This window comes from Croceibacterium salegens (assembly GCF_009827435.1).
In the GTDB taxonomy this organism is placed as follows: Bacteria; Pseudomonadota; Alphaproteobacteria; order Sphingomonadales; family Sphingomonadaceae; genus Croceibacterium_B; species Croceibacterium_B salegens.
The window spans coordinates 260,528-276,057 of sequence record NZ_WTYM01000030.1 but is presented as its reverse complement, the minus strand read 5'-3'; the positions used below and the strand labels follow the sequence as shown (position 1 = coordinate 276,057).

The 15,530-nt window shown below is 63.8% G+C and carries 19 protein-coding genes and 1 pseudogene; 14 read left to right on the top strand and 6 right to left on the bottom strand.

All coding sequences use genetic code 11. The annotated features are described in order from the left end of the window. Together GRI89_RS05075 and GRI89_RS18370 are read left to right on the top strand one after the other, a co-directional pair. Positions 1–276, top strand: a pseudogene (locus GRI89_RS05075) (DDE-type integrase/transposase/recombinase); the annotation flags it as partial. A gap of 45 nt (positions 277–321) precedes the next feature. Then, the gene (locus GRI89_RS18370; RefSeq protein WP_159792799.1) at positions 322–603 is read left to right on the top strand and encodes a hypothetical protein; all 282 of its coding nucleotides are present in this window, start codon (positions 322–324) and stop codon (positions 601–603) included. Here the strand turns inward: GRI89_RS18370 and GRI89_RS17775 are convergent. The 6 genes from GRI89_RS17775 to GRI89_RS05040 form a co-directional block, all read right to left on the bottom strand. Beyond that, positions 557–1,183, bottom strand: coding sequence for a hypothetical protein (locus GRI89_RS17775; RefSeq protein WP_201290866.1), 627 nt, complete (start codon positions 1,181–1,183; stop codon positions 557–559). The genes GRI89_RS18370 and GRI89_RS17775 overlap by 47 nt on opposite strands. Positions 1,184–1,185: 2 nt before the next feature. Then, on the bottom strand, positions 1,186–1,413 hold the full coding sequence (locus tag GRI89_RS05060) for a DUF2188 domain-containing protein (RefSeq protein WP_159792797.1): 228 nt from the start codon (positions 1,411–1,413) through the stop codon (positions 1,186–1,188). 166 nt (positions 1,414–1,579) lie between these two features. Beyond that, positions 1,580–3,475: a DUF4209 domain-containing protein gene (locus tag GRI89_RS05055; RefSeq protein WP_159792795.1), complete on the bottom strand. Its 1,896-nt coding sequence runs from the start codon at positions 3,473–3,475 to the stop codon at positions 1,580–1,582. A 192-nt stretch (positions 3,476–3,667) separates the two neighbouring features. After that, positions 3,668–5,281: an FAD-dependent oxidoreductase gene (locus GRI89_RS05050; protein ID WP_159792793.1), complete on the bottom strand. Its 1,614-nt coding sequence runs from the start codon at positions 5,279–5,281 to the stop codon at positions 3,668–3,670. Between the two features lie 371 nt (positions 5,282–5,652). After that, entirely contained in the window at positions 5,653–6,534 is an 882-nt protein-coding gene (locus GRI89_RS05045) for an alpha/beta fold hydrolase (protein WP_159792791.1), read from the bottom strand. 502 nt (positions 6,535–7,036) lie between these two features. Then, the gene (locus tag GRI89_RS05040) at positions 7,037–7,381 is read right to left on the bottom strand and encodes a glycosyltransferase (RefSeq protein ID WP_328598097.1); all 345 of its coding nucleotides are present in this window, start codon (positions 7,379–7,381) and stop codon (positions 7,037–7,039) included. On the opposite strand from GRI89_RS05040, the gene GRI89_RS05035 reads away from it, so the two are divergent. The 12 genes from GRI89_RS05035 (at position 7,295) to GRI89_RS04980 (ending at position 15,495) form a co-directional block, all read left to right on the top strand. Beyond that, positions 7,295–7,693 (top strand): sulfotransferase, encoded by a 399-nt coding sequence (locus GRI89_RS05035; protein ID WP_268891734.1) that lies wholly within the window; start codon positions 7,295–7,297, stop codon positions 7,691–7,693. The genes GRI89_RS05040 and GRI89_RS05035 overlap by 87 nt on opposite strands. Before the next feature lie 116 nt (positions 7,694–7,809). After that, a complete protein-coding gene (locus GRI89_RS05030; RefSeq protein ID WP_159792785.1) occupies positions 7,810–7,956 on the top strand; it encodes a phosphoenolpyruvate carboxykinase (ATP) in 147 nt (48 codons plus the stop codon). Positions 7,957–8,079: 123 nt separating this feature from the next. After that, entirely contained in the window at positions 8,080–8,538 is a 459-nt protein-coding gene (locus GRI89_RS18365; protein WP_407924965.1) for a hypothetical protein, read from the top strand. Positions 8,539–8,813: 275 nt separating this feature from the next. Continuing rightward, positions 8,814–10,046, top strand: coding sequence for a tyrosine-type recombinase/integrase (locus GRI89_RS05020; RefSeq protein WP_159792783.1), 1,233 nt, complete (start codon positions 8,814–8,816; stop codon positions 10,044–10,046). 632 nt (positions 10,047–10,678) lie between these two features. Continuing rightward, complete coding sequence (locus GRI89_RS05015) at positions 10,679–10,885, top strand: helix-turn-helix transcriptional regulator (protein ID WP_159792781.1); 207 nt, start codon at positions 10,679–10,681, stop codon at positions 10,883–10,885. Positions 10,886–10,999: 114 nt separating this feature from the next. Beyond that, the gene (locus GRI89_RS05010) at positions 11,000–12,712 is read left to right on the top strand and encodes an AAA family ATPase (protein ID WP_159792779.1); all 1,713 of its coding nucleotides are present in this window, start codon (positions 11,000–11,002) and stop codon (positions 12,710–12,712) included. After that, positions 12,709–12,879, top strand: a complete 171-nt coding sequence (locus tag GRI89_RS05005) for a hypothetical protein (RefSeq protein WP_159792777.1) — start codon at positions 12,709–12,711, stop codon at positions 12,877–12,879. The genes GRI89_RS05010 and GRI89_RS05005 overlap by 4 nt, the downstream gene beginning before the upstream one ends. 316 nt (positions 12,880–13,195) lie before the next feature. Next, positions 13,196–14,233 carry a phage major capsid protein gene (locus GRI89_RS05000; protein ID WP_159792775.1) on the top strand — a complete coding sequence of 346 codons (1,038 nt, stop codon included), beginning with the start codon at positions 13,196–13,198 and terminating at the stop codon, positions 14,231–14,233. A 2-nt stretch (positions 14,234–14,235) separates the two neighbouring features. Further along, a complete protein-coding gene (locus GRI89_RS04995; RefSeq protein WP_159792773.1) occupies positions 14,236–14,412 on the top strand; it encodes a hypothetical protein in 177 nt (58 codons plus the stop codon). Next, entirely contained in the window at positions 14,402–14,677 is a 276-nt protein-coding gene (locus tag GRI89_RS04990) for a hypothetical protein (RefSeq protein WP_159792771.1), read from the top strand. Before GRI89_RS04995 ends, GRI89_RS04990 begins: the two co-directional genes overlap by 11 nt. Positions 14,678–14,852: 175 nt before the next feature. Beyond that, entirely contained in the window at positions 14,853–15,200 is a 348-nt protein-coding gene (locus tag GRI89_RS04985) for a P27 family phage terminase small subunit (RefSeq protein ID WP_159792769.1), read from the top strand. Between the two features lies 1 nt (position 15,201). Beyond that, entirely contained in the window at positions 15,202–15,495 is a 294-nt protein-coding gene (locus tag GRI89_RS04980) for a hypothetical protein (protein ID WP_159792767.1), read from the top strand. Positions 15,496–15,530 lie beyond the last annotated feature (35 nt).

Here is a 15,530-nt window from a genome sequence, read left to right as displayed (position 1 = left end):
CCGCTGTTCGCCGCCGATATCCGTTGGCAGCGGGTGAGCCGGATGCGGGGTTTCCGACAGTGGAAGTGGCACCTCGACGAGGTCTATGTGAAGATCAATGGCGAGATGCACTACCTCTGGCGCGCCGTCGATCAGGAAGGCGAGATCCTCGAGAGCTACGTGACGAAGACGAGAGACAAGGCAGCAGCGCTCACCTTCATGAAGAAGGCGCTGAAGCGCCATGGCTCACCTGAGATAATCACCACCGACGGCCTGCGCTCGTACAAGGCAGCGATGGACGCAAACGGGAAACCGTCTGTCGGGCAGGCGAAGGCGCGCTAGATGAGCCACCGACAGGCTAAGCGCTCCACGCCGCTGCGCGAGTTCGCGTCGGGGCATGAGGCGCACCATCGCTTCGTCGAGCACGCGCCGCTGACACGTATGCATCACTGCGCATTTTGCGTGCTGGCAATGGAGAATGTACCGGTCGATCCGCGGCTGCGACGACGATCGCTGAAGTCTGCTCTAGGCTATCCAAGTCCAGGAACAGACGGTCTGCAACCGGCCCAAAGATCGTTCAGACAGGCTCTCCCGCATCCTTCCACTCGTGCATCGCTTGTATGAGCTCGGTTGTTGGGTATTCGCGAATATCTTTCTCGGAGGAGCCCGCCGCTAATTCTCGTTCCCAATACCACTCTTGAAAGGCGATATACTTCCCCTGGATGAGGGCAGCTCCGACGGCGGGAGCGCCAGCCTGAGCGATGAGCCAACTGCGTACATGCCGGACTGCCTTTTCGTGGTCGCCGCCGTGAGCCTGGATATCCCAACCTGAGATGTCGGAAAGGGCGCGCTGATAATCATAGCGGGTATGTTCCAGGATCAGGATCCGCTTGTCCGTCTGTGGAGTGGGTCCAAATCGACGGCATGCGTGGTCCAGGCCGAGTTCAAAAGGCATATTCATGCGTGCGTATTCGTCCGCCTGTGTCGATTTACATCGGCTCAGGTCATGAATTCCGTACTTGGAGCCGCATATGAGGTCAGCAATGCGGTCGAGACGCGCAGCGGCGTTGTCGGCGTTCTCCGGAGCAAGCCTAGGAAACAAGCCGAGATAGACGATGCAGAATGCGACAGCCTGTAAGATTGGCGCAAACTCTTCGTCAAAGGGGCAGTTGACGAAGACTGATCGCTCAAAGGGCCGCGGCAAGCTCAGCCCTTCGGTGGATGCGGGTCGTTTCCGAAGGAGTTTCGCTCCCTAATCCGGCCGTCGCGGCCGTGGATGTAGACTTCGGTTTTCTGATTCTGAGCGATCTTGGTTGCCGCCTTGATCGCATCAGCTTGGGTGACGTGGGTGCTAGTGGCCTTGGATGAGCCTGCCTTCTTGACCGCCCATGCGCCAGACGAGCTCCGCACAACGTGCTGCCCCTTCTTTGCCATGATCTTGACCTCCTTCCCTTAAGTAGCAATGCGAGGCGCATAACGCTAGTGCCTGAGCTCGATGGAAGCTGTTGTGAGTGGCCGCTTGACGCGCGATCAACCGCTGCATCTTGACCAGTACTTCGCTGGTTCGAGTAGATCGAATGCCAGATAGACCTCAAGAACCTCAGAGCGAAGTCTGCTCGATCGCTAGGGCGACTCGCTCCTTCCAGTGACTGACCAAGGGCAGGCAAGTGAGTCGGTAGATCATCCAGGAGGCGTAGACACCCGTCGGGTGGTAGCACTCGCCCGCTGACATCTTGCCGTGCGCCATCTCGTGCCGGAGCTGCGGGCCGGGACTGTGATGGAACAGCAGGTCGATCTCGTTGACGATGTCGAGCCCGAAAATCTCCTCCAGCTCCGGCCGCAGGGACTCCAGCATGCCAGACAGCGATCGATCCTCTTGAAGGAGGTCGGCCTTGATCTTTGAGGTTTCCCGGCTCGCGTTCAGCATCACGTGACGGAGGGAGTTCTCTAACTGGGGGATCAGCAGATAGGCCGCCGACGCAGCGTCGCCCTGCATGAGCCGGGCAAACCCTAGTGCAAACACGTGCTCGTGCCCCGGAGGCACGAAGGGGCTCATCTGCGCGATGGCTGCGAAGTGCCTAACCTCCAGCGGGAATCGAATCATGGCGGTGCGACGGGCGGGTTCGATGTAGCCGCCAACTATTTGGTGCCGCCAGATGTCGAGTGATCGGAGGTACCGCTCCTTGAGCCAAGCCTCGTCGGGCTCGCCATCGTACGACGCTGCCGGCGTCTCAGCCACCGTCTTCCCCTCGTGATCGGCATAGCTGGAGCCGAAGAGCGACGAGAGGAAGCCGTCTTTTCGGCCATCGAGGGCTTGCTGCCGGAGATCATCCACCTTTGGCGTCGGTACCAGCAGCGCGAACTGGAGCAGCACGTCGGGTAGGGTCAGTCCCTCGAAAATCTCTATGGTCCCCTGCCGCTCCTGCGTCAGGTCCAGCGGGATGCTGAACTGCCCGAACTCGTCGAGCGACGCCTCCTGGAGCTCACGCAACTCCTTCCGAAGCTGGTCGATGCGATCCTTGAATCCGCGAGCGGCTCGGAGCTCGCCGATGGCCTTGCGCGTCCAGAATGCCTGCGCCGATGCCGAGTCGACCTGCTCGCGCATCCGAAGCGTCTCGTCGACCGACCGTTCCTGGCAGCGGCACTTGGCGTCCTCATTGCCGATCTTGGCGTATCCTTGGGCGGCCAAGTTCCACACGGCCTGCACTGCCATCGGAAAGTCGCCTCCGTCGCGCGCCTCGGCGAGCTTTTCCGCATCTGGCGCCACCTTGCACCAGTCGGCCAGGCCGTAGCCCACGCCGAGGTTTGCGACCCTCTCGAAGGCGACGTATTGGCCGGTCTCGCAAGCCTGCTCATACAGCGCCTCGAATGCCGTTCGCACTTCATCTGGGATCACACCGCGCTTGCGGGACATCGCGGCGATCTGGAGCGCCCTGTCGAGCCACGCGACCAGGTCGAGGATGCTGTCGAAGTCCTCGAACGGGCGCGCGTAGGTCCCGCCCAGGCGGCGCTGGATGATCTCGCTGTAGGCCGCGATAGATGCTGTCGCGGCGCCGCCCTGCTTGCGGTCATTGTACCAAACGACGTCTGCGATCCTTGCTCTCAGGGCTGGATGTGCAATCCCGTCGACGACGTCCGCGAGCACGGCGTTCTGCTCGCCGCGGAAGTCGCTCGCCGTGTAGGACCGCCCTTCCGGGCCAACGAACCTCGGTCCCCACGGTTCGGCAGGGTCTTCGACTCGCAGGTGGAGGGTGCAGAGGAACATCAGCAGCCGGTAGCCGCGCGCCCCGGCTGCATCGCCCGCCTCGTCGGCCGCCTCCGCGGCGCGGTTGAATGCTTGTTCGAGCGCGAGGTCGTCGGCGCGATCCACTCCCTCCAGCGCCTTCACCAAGTCGATCGCTGCGAAGTCGTCCGCCGACGCGAGTAGAACCGGAGTCGCGGACTCCTCCGCGGCTCCTTCCTCTTCGTCAGTTACCTCGTCGGTGTCGTCGGCCATATTCTACTATTCTAGCAGAACGAATAGAGAACTACTATACACACTGATCGTTCGAGGATCACGCGGCTTAGTGTCCGCTTCTCAAAGTCTTGCAGCGAAACCGGACCGTCAGCTAGCGGCCCAATAGCAGCCGCAGATTTCCCCTCTTTGTCGGCCTCGCTACGAAATTCCTTTGGGCAGGGGCACAGACTTCTAGTCTCGCAAATCTTCGAGGTACGACCAGATAGCACTGACCACGACGGAGCCTTCGCCGACCGAGGATGCAACGCGCTTCACTGATCCTGCGCGGACGTCTCCTACGGCGTAGATGCCCGGCTGGGATGTGGCGAAGGAACTTTGCACGCCAACGTCCGGCCCTGTCAGCACGAAACCCTTTTCGTCCAGGTCAACCAGGCCGGAGAGCCAGCGCGTGTTTGGAGCGGCGCCGATCATGACGAAGAGCGCGCCCGTCTCGATCCGCAAGGGGCCGCCCGGTTCATCGCAGACAATAGCAGTTAGGGTCTCGTCGCCTTCAAGCGCAGAAAGCCGTGAGCCGTAGCGGATGGTGATGGCCGGATCGGCTTCCAGTCGTTGACGCAAGTACGCGCTCATCGTGGCCGATAGGCTCCCGCCGCGCACCAGTAGGTGCACGTGCCGCGCATGGCGCGACAGGAACATTGCCGCCTGGCCTGCCGAATTGCCCCCGCCAATCACCACGGCGTCGGTGTTGCGGCAGAAGCGCGCTTCCATTTCGGTCGCGGCATAGTAGACGCCGGAGCCTTCAAGCAATTCAAGCCGGTCGACCGGCAGACGCTGGTACTGCACTCCTGTCGCCACAAGTACCGAGCGCGCGCACAAGGTGCTGCCGTCCTCCAGCGTGGCGCAAAAACCGTCATCGGTCTGTGCGAGGTGATCGACCCGCCGGGGCATGGCGAAGCGGGTGCCGAACTTCATCGCCTGAATTTGCCCGCGGAACACCAGATCCGCACCCGAGATGCCGGTGGGGAAACCCATGAAGTTCTCGATTCGGCTGCTGGTCCCGGCCTGCCCGCCGATCGCGGTGTCCTCGATCACGAGCGCACTTAACCCCTCCGACCCCGCATAGACTGCAGCAGCCACCCCTGCCGGCCCGCCGCCGACGATTAGCAGGTCGAATTCCTCGTCTTCGGAAATCTCAAGGTCCATTCCGAGCAGCGCCGCGACCTTGCGCGGCGTGGGCTCGTCGACCTCCTTGTCATGGTCCATCACCACCGAGGGGCGATGCCTGACCAGTTCGCACAGGACGATTGCCGCTTCTGACTTTTCGCCCAGTTCGAAGCTGCGGAAGGGGACGCGGTTGCGCGACAGGAAGCTGGCCACGCGCTGGACCGCCGGGTCGCGTTCGGCCCCGATCACGGTCACGGCGCTTCGCCCGTCCTCGATCAGCAGCCGGCGGCGCGCGGCAAAGACGGTGATGATGTGATCGCCGAGCTCCGGAATTTTGGCCATCAGGTCGAGCATTGCCGCGCGCGGCACTTCGAGCATCAGCACTTCGCCGGCAGCTCTTGTCGGCGAGGTGACGGTGCCGCCGTTGAGGAAATTCAGTTCACCCAGAAATTGACCTGCCCGCATAGCGCTGGGAATGGCGATTTCGCCCGTGAAGGGATCGACGATGTCGACCTCCCCGTCGAGCAGCAGCAGAAAGCGGTCCATTCGCTCGCCAACGGGCGTGATGATTTCTCTTGCGCGGTAGCGTCGCTCCGATCCCACGTGGCGCATCGCCTCCAGGTATTCGGGCTGAAAGGGTCGCGGGCTCATCGCCCTCAGGTCACCGCCAATGCTTTCCATGGACGGAGATTGGGAGCTATAGCCGGCGCCCTGTCAAGCGGCAGTTTGGCGGCGACCTGAGGCAGCTGCGCAAGGGCAGCCTTCGCCGAACTGGAATTGAAACCTGCCAGTCCGCTCTCGCCGCAATCTGAGACGATGCCGGCGCGGCAGGCTTTGATCCTGGCTCCGCGAAAGGACTTTGCGAGTTCAAAAGCTAGGGCTCGAGAGCCGCGAGCGAGCGAGCAAGACGAGCGACCATTCGCGTCGATATAACCCCCTGGCAGACATTCTAGCGCGACGATGACTCGACGATATAATATCAAATCGAATGGCCAAATTCAGGCCTTAACGAAGCTGCGAACCCGGCCGGCGGCCGGGCCCGCAGATCTCGGTCATGCGAGCGTAGGCTCGATGGTCACCGTCAACTGCTCTTCTGGCGATCCTTGAAATCGAATGAAGGCGAGCAGCTCGGCATTGATCAGGTCCGGATGCGTCTGGCAGCAGCCGTGGGGTAGGTCCTTGTAGGACTTGAACGTGCAGTTCCTAAGTAGCTTGGCCGTTAGTGGACCCGCGTCCGCATAAGGCACGATCTGGTCGTCCTCGCTGTGGATCACCAGCACAGGCACCTCGATTGCCTTCAGATCCTCGGTGAAATCAGACTCAGAGAAGGCTTTGATGCACTCGTAACCAGCCTTGACGCTGCCCATCATGCCTTGCCGCCACCAGTTGCGGATCAGGCCTTCTGACACCTTCGCCTCCGGCCGGTTGAAGCCGTAAAACGGGCCGCTCGGGATATCGAGGTAGAACTCGGAGCGGTTGGCGGCGAGTGTGGCGCGAAAGCCGTCGAACACCTCGAGCGGCGTGCCGCCGGGGTTGGAACCCTTCTTGACCATGACCGGTGTCACTGCCTCGATCAGCACCGCCATCGCGACCCGCCCAGGCTCGGCGCGGGCGACGTAGCGGGCGACTTCGCCGCCGCCGGTCGAATGGCCGATGTGGATCGCATCGCGCAAGTTGAGCGCCCCTACCAGCTCAGCGACATCAGACGCATAGGTGTCCATGTCATTGCCTTCACTTGTCTGGCTCGAACGGCCATGACCGCGGCGGTCGTGCGCGATCACCCGGAAGCCTTCACCGAGGAAGAACATCATCTGGTTGTCCCAGTCATCCGCGCTCAACGGCCAGCCATGGTGGAAGACGATCGGCTGAGCGTCTCGGGGCCCCCAGTCCTTGTAAAAGATGCTTGTGCCGTCTTGGGTGGTGATATGGGTCATTAGGGAAGGTCCCTTGCAGGGGAGTGCCGGCCGACAGGACCGGCGCCGCTGTCTCGTGCTGGGCCGATGGCGCGGTTGGAAATCGTCCGTCGAGCATGTTCGACTCGGTCGCGGGACGAAGCGATGCATACCACAGGCAGGGAAACCCGCCACCGCAACGTCGATGCTTCAGCGCTGGCGCGTGTTTGCTTGGCGACACATCGGAGAACTCCCCAATGGTCTGTCTGAGTTTGGCTCAAAGTCGATATCGAACGCATACGGGGTTACTCGGTGATAGGCAGCTCTACCGCGAGCTTCACTCCAAAGCGGGCAGTCCGCTTTCGGCCCAGAAGCGGCCAATATCTTTCGGCCCCAAGGGCTGGAGGGTTCTAACATTGTTGCATCTTTTGGAGAGAAGTCGCGAGCAAAGTCGCGAAACCCGTGTGCCGGTCCCTTTCTTGACGCAAAGTCGTCGGGTGCAGAAGATATAGCGTTAGACTGTCTGCATCGCCCAGCCTTCAAGTCAGAAGAATTCGCAGATGCGCTGCATGGTCCATTGGGCCGGAGTCGAGACAGTCCGCTCTTGTGCAGCCCGGGCAAAATTCAGTCGCCTTTCCTCATCTTCGGCTAGAGCAGCAATCTGCTCTGCCAACTCCATGTCATTGCCGACCGATATCGCAACGGCGGCATCCGGAGCAAAGTCGGCGATATGGTCAACCCGCGTGCCGATCGTGGGCACACCGGCTATCGCCGCTTCCAACCTAACAAGTGGCCCAGCGTCATGTCGCGAAATCATCACGAGAAGATCGGACTGTTCAACCTGTGGACGCAAGAGTTCATGCGGAAGGAAGCGCCGGCTAGGCGATATCGACTGGTCCGATACGAAGATCTTGTCGCGGAGCCCCGCGGCACGATGGCGGATATTGCGAACTTTCTCGGCATCTCGAACGAAGCGTGCCTGTTGCAACCGACCGTGGCGGGTCTCCCTTCAACGAGCAATTCATCTTTCGCAAGCGAATCCCTGCGCAAAGCCGAACGAATGGGCGGATTCGATCAACAGCTGATGTCCGTCATCGCCGGTGATGCATCGGCCCAGCTTGGCTATCGGACCGACGACCTTTCCCAGTGGCCGTTGTCCAAACTTGCCAGCTGGGTCCCGATCTGGACAGACGTGGGCTAATCATCCCGAGGTTTCCACTTCGTGCGCCGTGGCCCGCTGCCTTGCCCGACCTAAGTCTCGCACGGTGCGCGCTTTCGAGAGCCTTTCTTCAAGACGACGCGGCACTTTGGGAATGGGTGCTTGAGCCGCTGGCGCTGTTCCTGGTTTCGCACAACCGCCGAATCCCCATCCACGCCTCCGCAATCAGGGCCGGCGAGACCGCGATACTGTTTGCCGAACGCAGCGGCGCGGGCAAGAGCTCGCTCGCGCTGGCTGCCGACTAGGCGGGAATGACGGTGCTTTCCGAAGACACTGTCTATATCCAGACGCGCCCGCGACTTGAAGTCTGGGGGTGGCGAGGGCCTGTGCACCTGCTTCCGGAAGATGCCGCTTGCCGTGATGGCCCCATGCGGTTGCGCAATGGCCAGACCAAGCGAGTGGTCACACTCCAGCAGGTGAAGATCGCCACCAAACCTGTCAGGTCTGCCGCCCTGTGTCTGTTGGAGCATGGGGAGCGAGTTTCCCTGCAGGCTATCCCGGCCGATGCCGCGCTTGCCCTGCTCGCCCCACTCGATCCCGGCTTCGACCTGATAGCCGAGAAGATTCATTGCGTGCACCGCGCGCTTGTCGACCGCGGTGCCTGGATGCTTAACGACGCCCATGCCGTTGCCCGCTATTCGGACAAGGCGCTGGCGCGGGTGTTGAAGTCGAAACGGTCCATCTGGTCGCTGACGCGGCTCATGCAGCGCTTTCCCGAGGACGGCCCGTTCGAGCGGGCGATGCAGGTCGCCGAACTCGACTACATCGCCTCGAGCCGCGCGGCACAAACCGCCATCGCCGAGAACTACGTTGGCCTGCCTGTATGATATGCCCCCGATCGTTCCCTAACCGGTTATCTAATCAAACAAAGAATCAAAGTGCTTGCGATAAGTCTCTGAAACGTGGTGGACGCACTAGGGCTCGAACCTAGGACCCGCTGATTAAGAGAGAGTGTCCATAGCCGGAACAGAGGGGAGTTATCAGGAGGGGAAGGATTGCAAACCCGCAGAACTCCTAGCATTTGAGTGGAACTGAGTGGAACCTGGCTAACGCAACAGGAACGCCGCCAGTTAGACAGATGTTAGACAGAAGGGCCGGAGCAATGCCGAAACCAACCCCTCTCTTGAAGGGATTTGAGCGCGAGGTCGCGAAGGCGAAACCGACCGCGAAGCGCCAAGTCATCTTTGATGAGGCGACCACCGGCCTAGCGCTGATCGTGACGCCAAAGGGCAAATCCTCGTTTTCCATCGTGGCCCGCGATCCCGTGGGACGCCAGGTGTGGAAGCAAATCGGCCAACCCAGTCTAATGACCGTGGCCAAGGCCCGCGAGCTGGCGGCGGTCGCGGTCGCGCGGGTGAAGGCGGGCGAGACCGACATTCTCCCGGATGAGGCTCCCAAGGCAGCTCCCGAGACCTTCAAGGTGGTGGCGGAGCGCTTCGTGAAGCGCTGGGTGGACAAGGGCGGCAAGAAACAGGACGGCGTGCCGCTCCGCTCTAAGCGCGAGATTGAGCGCCAGCTCGCCACCTACGTCTATCCTCGCTGGCAATCCAAGCCGTTTCTGTCGATCCGGCGCGGCGTCGTGACCGCGCTCATGGATGACCTGGTGGACAACAATGGCCCGGTCCAGGCGGACCGCGTGCTCGCCACGCTGGCCAAGCTGTTCAACTGGTATCGCCAATATGATGAGCACTATGTCTCCCCGGTCATTCCGGAGATGAAGCGCTCTGGCAGTCACCGGGATCGTGCCCGCACGCGCATCCTGAACGACGATGAAATCCGGTCGGTTTGGGCCGCGTGCGACAAGGTGGGCACCTTTGGCGCGTTCGTGAAAGTGGCGCTCTTGACCGGCCAGCGCCGGGCCAAGGTCGCGGCCATGCGCTGGGCCGACATTGAGGATGGGGTCTGGACCATCCCGGCCGAGGCGCGCGAGAAAGTGAACGCTGGCGCGCTGAGACTGCCCAAGCTCGCGCTCGACATCATCAACGCTCAGCCGAGGGCGAAGGAAAATCCGTTCGTGTTCGCGGGGCGGGGCAAGAAAGCGTTTCACAGTTTCTCGGACGGCAAAGAGGATTTGCATGCCGTGGCCCCCATCCCGCCATGGGTCATCCACGATCTACGCCGCACTGCCAAATCCCTCATGGCGAGGGCAGGGGTCCGGCCCGACATTTCCGAACGTGCGCTCGGCCATGTCATTCCCGGTGTGGAGGGCACCTATGACCGGCACGCCTATTTCGAGGAAAAGGCGGCCGCTCTGGAGGCCTTGGCGGCACTGGTGGAACGCGTCCTCAAAGGTGAGGGCGACAACGTCATCCCTTTCAAGAGCGCCGCATCGTGACGCGGGAATTCGAGCGCGCCAGGGCCGAGGTTCGGGCCTATCTCCAATGGGCGCTACCCGACATTCAGCGCGGCAAAGATGCAAACGAGGAATGGCGGCGCATCTCCGCTGAGCGCGAAGCCTTTGCGCTCAAGCTCACCTCCCTGCCAGACGGAACTCCGGTGGTGCGCCCGGCATGGGATGAGGAACGAGGTGAGGCCCTAGTGGCGAGGGCACGGGATGGCGATCCCGCCGCTCATCGCGCCCTCATCCGGCTGGCGGACGGCTGGTTGGGAGAGCACCCATTACCGCCAGTGCTCGCTGCATATGGACGCGACGATTGGCACCGTAGGGGGCCAAAACTGAACCGGGGTAGCGAGCCAAATGAGGACCGTGCACGCCACATCGTTGCAGCAGTCCAACGCGTTCTTGACCTCGAAATCGGATTGAATGCGACCCGGAACCCGGCCGCCCAGCGGGTAAGCGCATGTGCGCTTGTGACCGAAACTCTCGCGGAGCTTGGGGTCAATCTCAGTGAGCGAACTGTTGAGGAATATTGGGGCGCGCGTCCGGGACGCTAAAGATTTTCGTCCCGGATGATCGAGGTAGAGGACGCGCATAAGTGGAGTGCTCCGGAACTACGGAGCAATTTCATGCGCATCCTGAGACCAAAAGAAACTGAGGCCAAGGTTGGTCTCTGCGACCGCGAATTGCGCGACCTGGAGCGAGAGGGCCTCTTCCCTCGGCGCTTCCCGCTCAACCCCAATGGAGGGCGCGCGGTTGGCCACCTGGAGCATGAAGTGGATGAGTGGATCGCCGCCCGCGCCGCGACCCGCGAACCTGCCGACCAAGCCGCCTGAGGCCCGCCATGAGAAACGCCCCCGGCAGGGCCGAGGGCGCGTGTCGTTTTCCTGGCGACAGGCGCGCCCATAGCATCCGGCCAGCACCCCAGCAACGGCGTGGGGGCGAGGTCAATGGCCAGTGATCTGGTGAACCTGGAAGCCGAGGCGGCATTCCTGGGTGCGGTCTTGATCGACAACGAGTTGCTGGACGTGCTCGCGGCCGAGGTCCGGCCAGAGCATTTCGCGGAGCCGCTTCACGCCCGAATAATCGAGCGCGTGGCCGAGCTTCGCCGCGACGGTCACCAGGTCACACCCGTGACCCTCAAGCCCTTTTTCGAGCACGATCCGGCCATGGCCGAGCTGGGCGGCACCGGCTACCTGGCGCGGCTCACGGCCGATGGCCAGGGCCTCCTCGCGCCGCGCGAGCTGGCACAGCAAATCGTGGACCTGGCCGAGCGCCGCCAGCTTCGCGAGCGCCTGGGCGATGCCATGCGGGCGTGCGCCGATTTCAGCGTCTCGGCCGATGAGCTGGCATCCCTGGCCAGCGAAGCGGTGGAGGTCTCGGCCAACTGCCACGGGGCATTGCGCGCCACACCATACGGCTGGCCCGATCCGGCTACGATCCCACAACGGCCCTGGGTAATGGGCCGGTGGTTGCTCCGGCGCGTCGTCACGGTCCTGATTGCGCCAGGCGCGCACGGCAAATCCACCTGGATCGCCACGGCGGCGCTGGCGCTCGCGAGCGGACGGCCGCTCCTCGGCAAGCCGGTGTGGGAAGGGCCGCAACGTGTCTGGAGCTGGAACCTGGAGGATGACCGGGACGAACTGGACCGCGCCCTTGCGGCGGCGGCGCTCGCGCACGGGATAGGCCCGGACGATTGCGGCAATCGGCTGTTCGTGGACAGCGGCCTCAGCGGCCGCCCGCTCTGCACCGCCGTGGAGGATCGCGATGGCTTCCGGCTGCTGAGGCCCGAAATCGACGCCCTCACGCGCGAGCTGCTGGCGCGCCAGGTGGACGTGCTGGTGGTGGACCCGTTCGTGTCCAGTCACCGGGTCTCCGAAAACAGCAACGGGGCCATTGATGCCGTGGCGAAGGAATGGGGCCGGGTCGCGGCGGCGGCCAATTGCGCGATCGTGCTCCCGCACCATGCTCACAAGCTCGCCGGGCAGCGGGTCACCGTGGAAGCCTCGCGTGGCGCGGTCGCGCTGGTGAACGCGGCCCGGATCGCGCTGGTGTTCAACCGCATGACGGCCGAGGAGGCGGACGCTTTCGGCATCCAGGGTGACGATGAGCGACGACGGCATTTCACCGTCCTGGATGACAAGCACAATCGCGCTCCGCCCGAAAAGGCCGATTGGTTTCGCCTCCAGTCCGTGGACCTGCCCAATGGGGATACGGTCGGGGTGGCGATGCCGTGGCAACCGCCCGATGCCTTCGACGGCGTGACGCTCCGCCACCTCTACGCAGTCCAGCGGCGCGTGAGCGAGGGCGAGTGGCGCGAGCACCACCAGGCCGCGAGCTGGGTGGGGCACGCCGTTGCCGAAACGCTGGACCTTGATCCGGTCCAGGACCGGCGGCGGATCATCCACCTCCTCTCCACCTGGATCGCCAATGGGGCGCTGGAGGTAGTGGAACGGCCGGACGGCAAGCGGATGCCTCGCAAGTTTGTGGAGGTCGGAGCCTGGGTGATAGAAGGCTCTGCCACACCAAATTTCAGTGAGGCGGGGCGCGGTGTGGCAGGTGTGGCACCACCCCCGCCACACTCCCCCCCACCCCCCTTTAGGGGGGGAGGGGGTGTGGCAGGTGGGGCAGCTGCCGATGAGGCCAGTGGGGCAGAGGAATGAGCCGGGATCGTCTCCTCGCAATCTCCCGGCTGCTGTCCGAGGCCGAGGCTCTTGCCGGTAACAGCCGCCATGCCCAAGGCATCCGAGATGCCATCGCCGGTGCCCAGCGCGCGGTCGCGGTCCAGCTCGACAATGCCGACCGGGTTGAATGCGAGACGGAGCAATGACAGCGACCTGCCCGCATTGCGGCGGTGCGGTCCAGCTCACCGCCGTTCCGCGTGATGCTCCGTCTCAGCCGCAAGCGGAGGAATGGTTCACGCCGCAGCAGCTCGCCGGTCTCGAAGGCATCACGGAGGGCCATGTCCGGAAAGTGCTCAAGCTGGGCAGGGAGCTGGGCCTCCCTGGTGTCCGAAAGGATGGTGGCCGCTGGAGTGCTACGGTGTCGGGTCTCCGCGGCGCGCGCGACCGATGCGCGTCTTGAGCGTTTTACCCGCTAGCCGATGAGCGTTTCGCGTGGATGCTAGGCCGCGAAAGGGGAAGCCCATGCTTTTCGACAACCTACGCGGTCAAACCTTTGTCCGGCTCTGCATCGCCCGCGCGCTGGGCGGCGATCATCCCGCCGATGTGCTGGCCTACGCCGGAGACAAATTCGGCCGCGACGATCCCGCGACCCGCATCCTGAGGGCGAGCGCCGGGAGCACGGTCCCGGATGCGACCTGGGGCAGCGAGCTGGCCACCTACCGCCAGGCCGCCGCCGAATTTCTCGAGGTGGTGTATGCCGGGGCGATCATCGGACGCCTGGCCGGACTGAGGCGTGTCCCGCTCGCGGTCCGGACCCTTGCCGTCGCGAGTGGCGCAACCGCGAGCTGGGTGGGCGAGGGACAGACGAAGCCGATCACGAATGCGACCTTTGCGGCCGACAGCCTGGAGCCGATGAAGCTCAGCGCCATCACGGTGCTCACGCAAGAATTGCTCCGTCTGGCCGATCCGATGGCCGAGGAGACGATCCGGCGCGACCTCATTCGCGCTGTCCAGGAGGCGCTGGACCTTGCTTTCATCGATCCCGGCAACGCCGGTAGCGCCGGAGTTATGCCCGCCGCGATCACGAACGGGGTCACGCCCGTGTTGGCCGATCCAGGCGATTTCTCGGCCTCGCTCGCGGCCTTGATCGATGATTTTCAGGGCGACCTCGCGACCGCGTTCCTGGTGGGCGATCCGGTCCTGTTCGCCAAGTTGGCCGGGGTCCAGTATCCGCTCATCGGCGCGCGTGGCGGCGAGCTGGCGGGCATACCGGCCATTGCTTCCAAGTCCGTCCCGGCCGAGGCCTCGCCCGATACCCATTCCCTGGTCCTGATCGATCCGGCCGGCGTGAGCTTTGGCGACGGAACGCCGCTCATCGATGTGGCGACCCATGCCACTATCGCGATGATCGATCCGGACCAGTCGCCAGCCGAGGCCGAGGCGGTTTCGCTCTGGCAAAAGAACTGCGCGGCCATCCGGGTTGAGCTTCCGGCCAACTGGCGCGCCGCCCGTCCGGCGGTCTCCATCCTTACCGGCATCTCCACCGGCCCGGCGGTCTGACCGTGGACGCCAAGCAATTCGGTGCCGAGGTGGCCGCCCTGGTGCGCGACCATGTGGAGCGCCAGCTCGCCCCTCTGACCGAGCGCGCCACCTCACTGGAAAGCCGCCTCGCTCAAACCGAGGCCCGGCTCGCGGAGCTGGAGCGCGCGCTCGCGAGGTTGAAAGCTGGTGGCCGCTGACCTCCCGCCCTGGCGTGAGCTGAGCGAATTCGAGCGCGGAGCCGCCCGCCGCTTCACGCTCGATTGCCGAGACCTCAGCGATGGCGATTGCACCGTCATCAGCGCGGCATTCAATCGGGCACTGTGCGCGGGCCTGGCCGTCATGATCGAAGCTCTGGACCGCTATCCTACGGACGTTGAAATCAGCAAGCTGGGCGTGGCCCTGGCGGAGCATTTCAACCAGGTTCGCATTCCCCGGCTCCGCGAGCGGGGCACGCTCCAGTGATGACCGCCGCCGGGGACGCACGGCTGAGGCGGTCGGGGCCAGGCCATATCCAGCTCGGCCTGGCCCCCACGCGCGCGCGGAATGAACCGGGGCAGTGCGCGCGAAAATTAAACTCCCGCCGCCGGTGTCCGGTATCGCGCTTTCAACATCAACCCACCCCCCTAGGGGTGCGGCCATGACCGCCGATCCCTCCGATGCTTCGCCGCCCGCGCATCTGTCTCCCGCCTCAGCCGAGTTCTGGCGGCAAGTGCTCCGGGACTATCAGCTTGAGAGCCATCATCTGAAATTGCTGGAATGCGCGTGCGGGGCGCTGGACCGCATGACGGAGGCCCGCGAGGAGCTGGCCAAGCATGGCGGCCTGGTGTTCACGGACGGCTCTGGCGTAATCCGCCTTCACCCGTGCGAAGCGGTGGAGCGCAACGCCCGCGTGGCGTTCATCCGTGCGCTGAGGGAGCTGGGCCTGGACGCTGGCCTATTGCCCGAAACGCCGCGCCCTCCAGCCTTGCCGGGCATTCGACAGTAGCGTGCCGGTCCGTCGCCGTTTCAGCAAGCGCAAGGGCGATCCCGAGACGCTGGCCAAGGTGTGGGCGGAATGCCTTGAGACCGGGCATGACCATTTCGGCGAGCTGTGCGAGCTGACCGGCCTGGTCGAGCCGGTGAATGCTGGCCTTCCCGGATCGCCAGAGCGGGCCGAGGCCGAGCGGCTGTGGCGGGCCGCAGCGCGTGCGGCTTGGGAGCGCTACGGCCACCGCGTGCTAGCCTCTCGCGATCCTGCGCTCGGCCCGGCCTGGGCGGCTGTGGAATTTGGACCGCCCTAGCTTCGCATCACAAGCGCGTGATGGTATGACGGCGG

Coding starts and splice junctions, on each gene's coding strand:
- GRI89_RS18370 (WP_159792799.1), top strand. CDS start 322: ATGAGCCACCGACAGGCTAAGCGCTCCACGCCGCTGCGCGAGTTCGCG.
- GRI89_RS05060 (WP_159792797.1), bottom strand. CDS start 1,413: ATGGCAAAGAAGGGGCAGCACGTTGTGCGGAGCTCGTCTGGCGCATGG.
- GRI89_RS05055 (WP_159792795.1), bottom strand. CDS start 3,475: ATGGCCGACGACACCGACGAGGTAACTGACGAAGAGGAAGGAGCCGCG.
- GRI89_RS05050 (WP_159792793.1), bottom strand. CDS start 5,281: ATGGAAAGCATTGGCGGTGACCTGAGGGCGATGAGCCCGCGACCCTTT.
- GRI89_RS05045 (WP_159792791.1), bottom strand. CDS start 6,534: ATGACCCATATCACCACCCAAGACGGCACAAGCATCTTTTACAAGGAC.
- GRI89_RS05035 (WP_268891734.1), top strand. CDS start 7,295: ATGTCGCGAAATCATCACGAGAAGATCGGACTGTTCAACCTGTGGACG.
- GRI89_RS18365 (WP_407924965.1), top strand. CDS start 8,080: ATGCGGTTGCGCAATGGCCAGACCAAGCGAGTGGTCACACTCCAGCAG.
- GRI89_RS05020 (WP_159792783.1), top strand. CDS start 8,814: ATGCCGAAACCAACCCCTCTCTTGAAGGGATTTGAGCGCGAGGTCGCG.
- GRI89_RS05015 (WP_159792781.1), top strand. CDS start 10,679: ATGCGCATCCTGAGACCAAAAGAAACTGAGGCCAAGGTTGGTCTCTGC.
- GRI89_RS05010 (WP_159792779.1), top strand. CDS start 11,000: ATGGCCAGTGATCTGGTGAACCTGGAAGCCGAGGCGGCATTCCTGGGT.
- GRI89_RS05005 (WP_159792777.1), top strand. CDS start 12,709: ATGAGCCGGGATCGTCTCCTCGCAATCTCCCGGCTGCTGTCCGAGGCC.
- GRI89_RS05000 (WP_159792775.1), top strand. CDS start 13,196: ATGCTTTTCGACAACCTACGCGGTCAAACCTTTGTCCGGCTCTGCATC.
- GRI89_RS04985 (WP_159792769.1), top strand. CDS start 14,853: ATGACCGCCGATCCCTCCGATGCTTCGCCGCCCGCGCATCTGTCTCCC.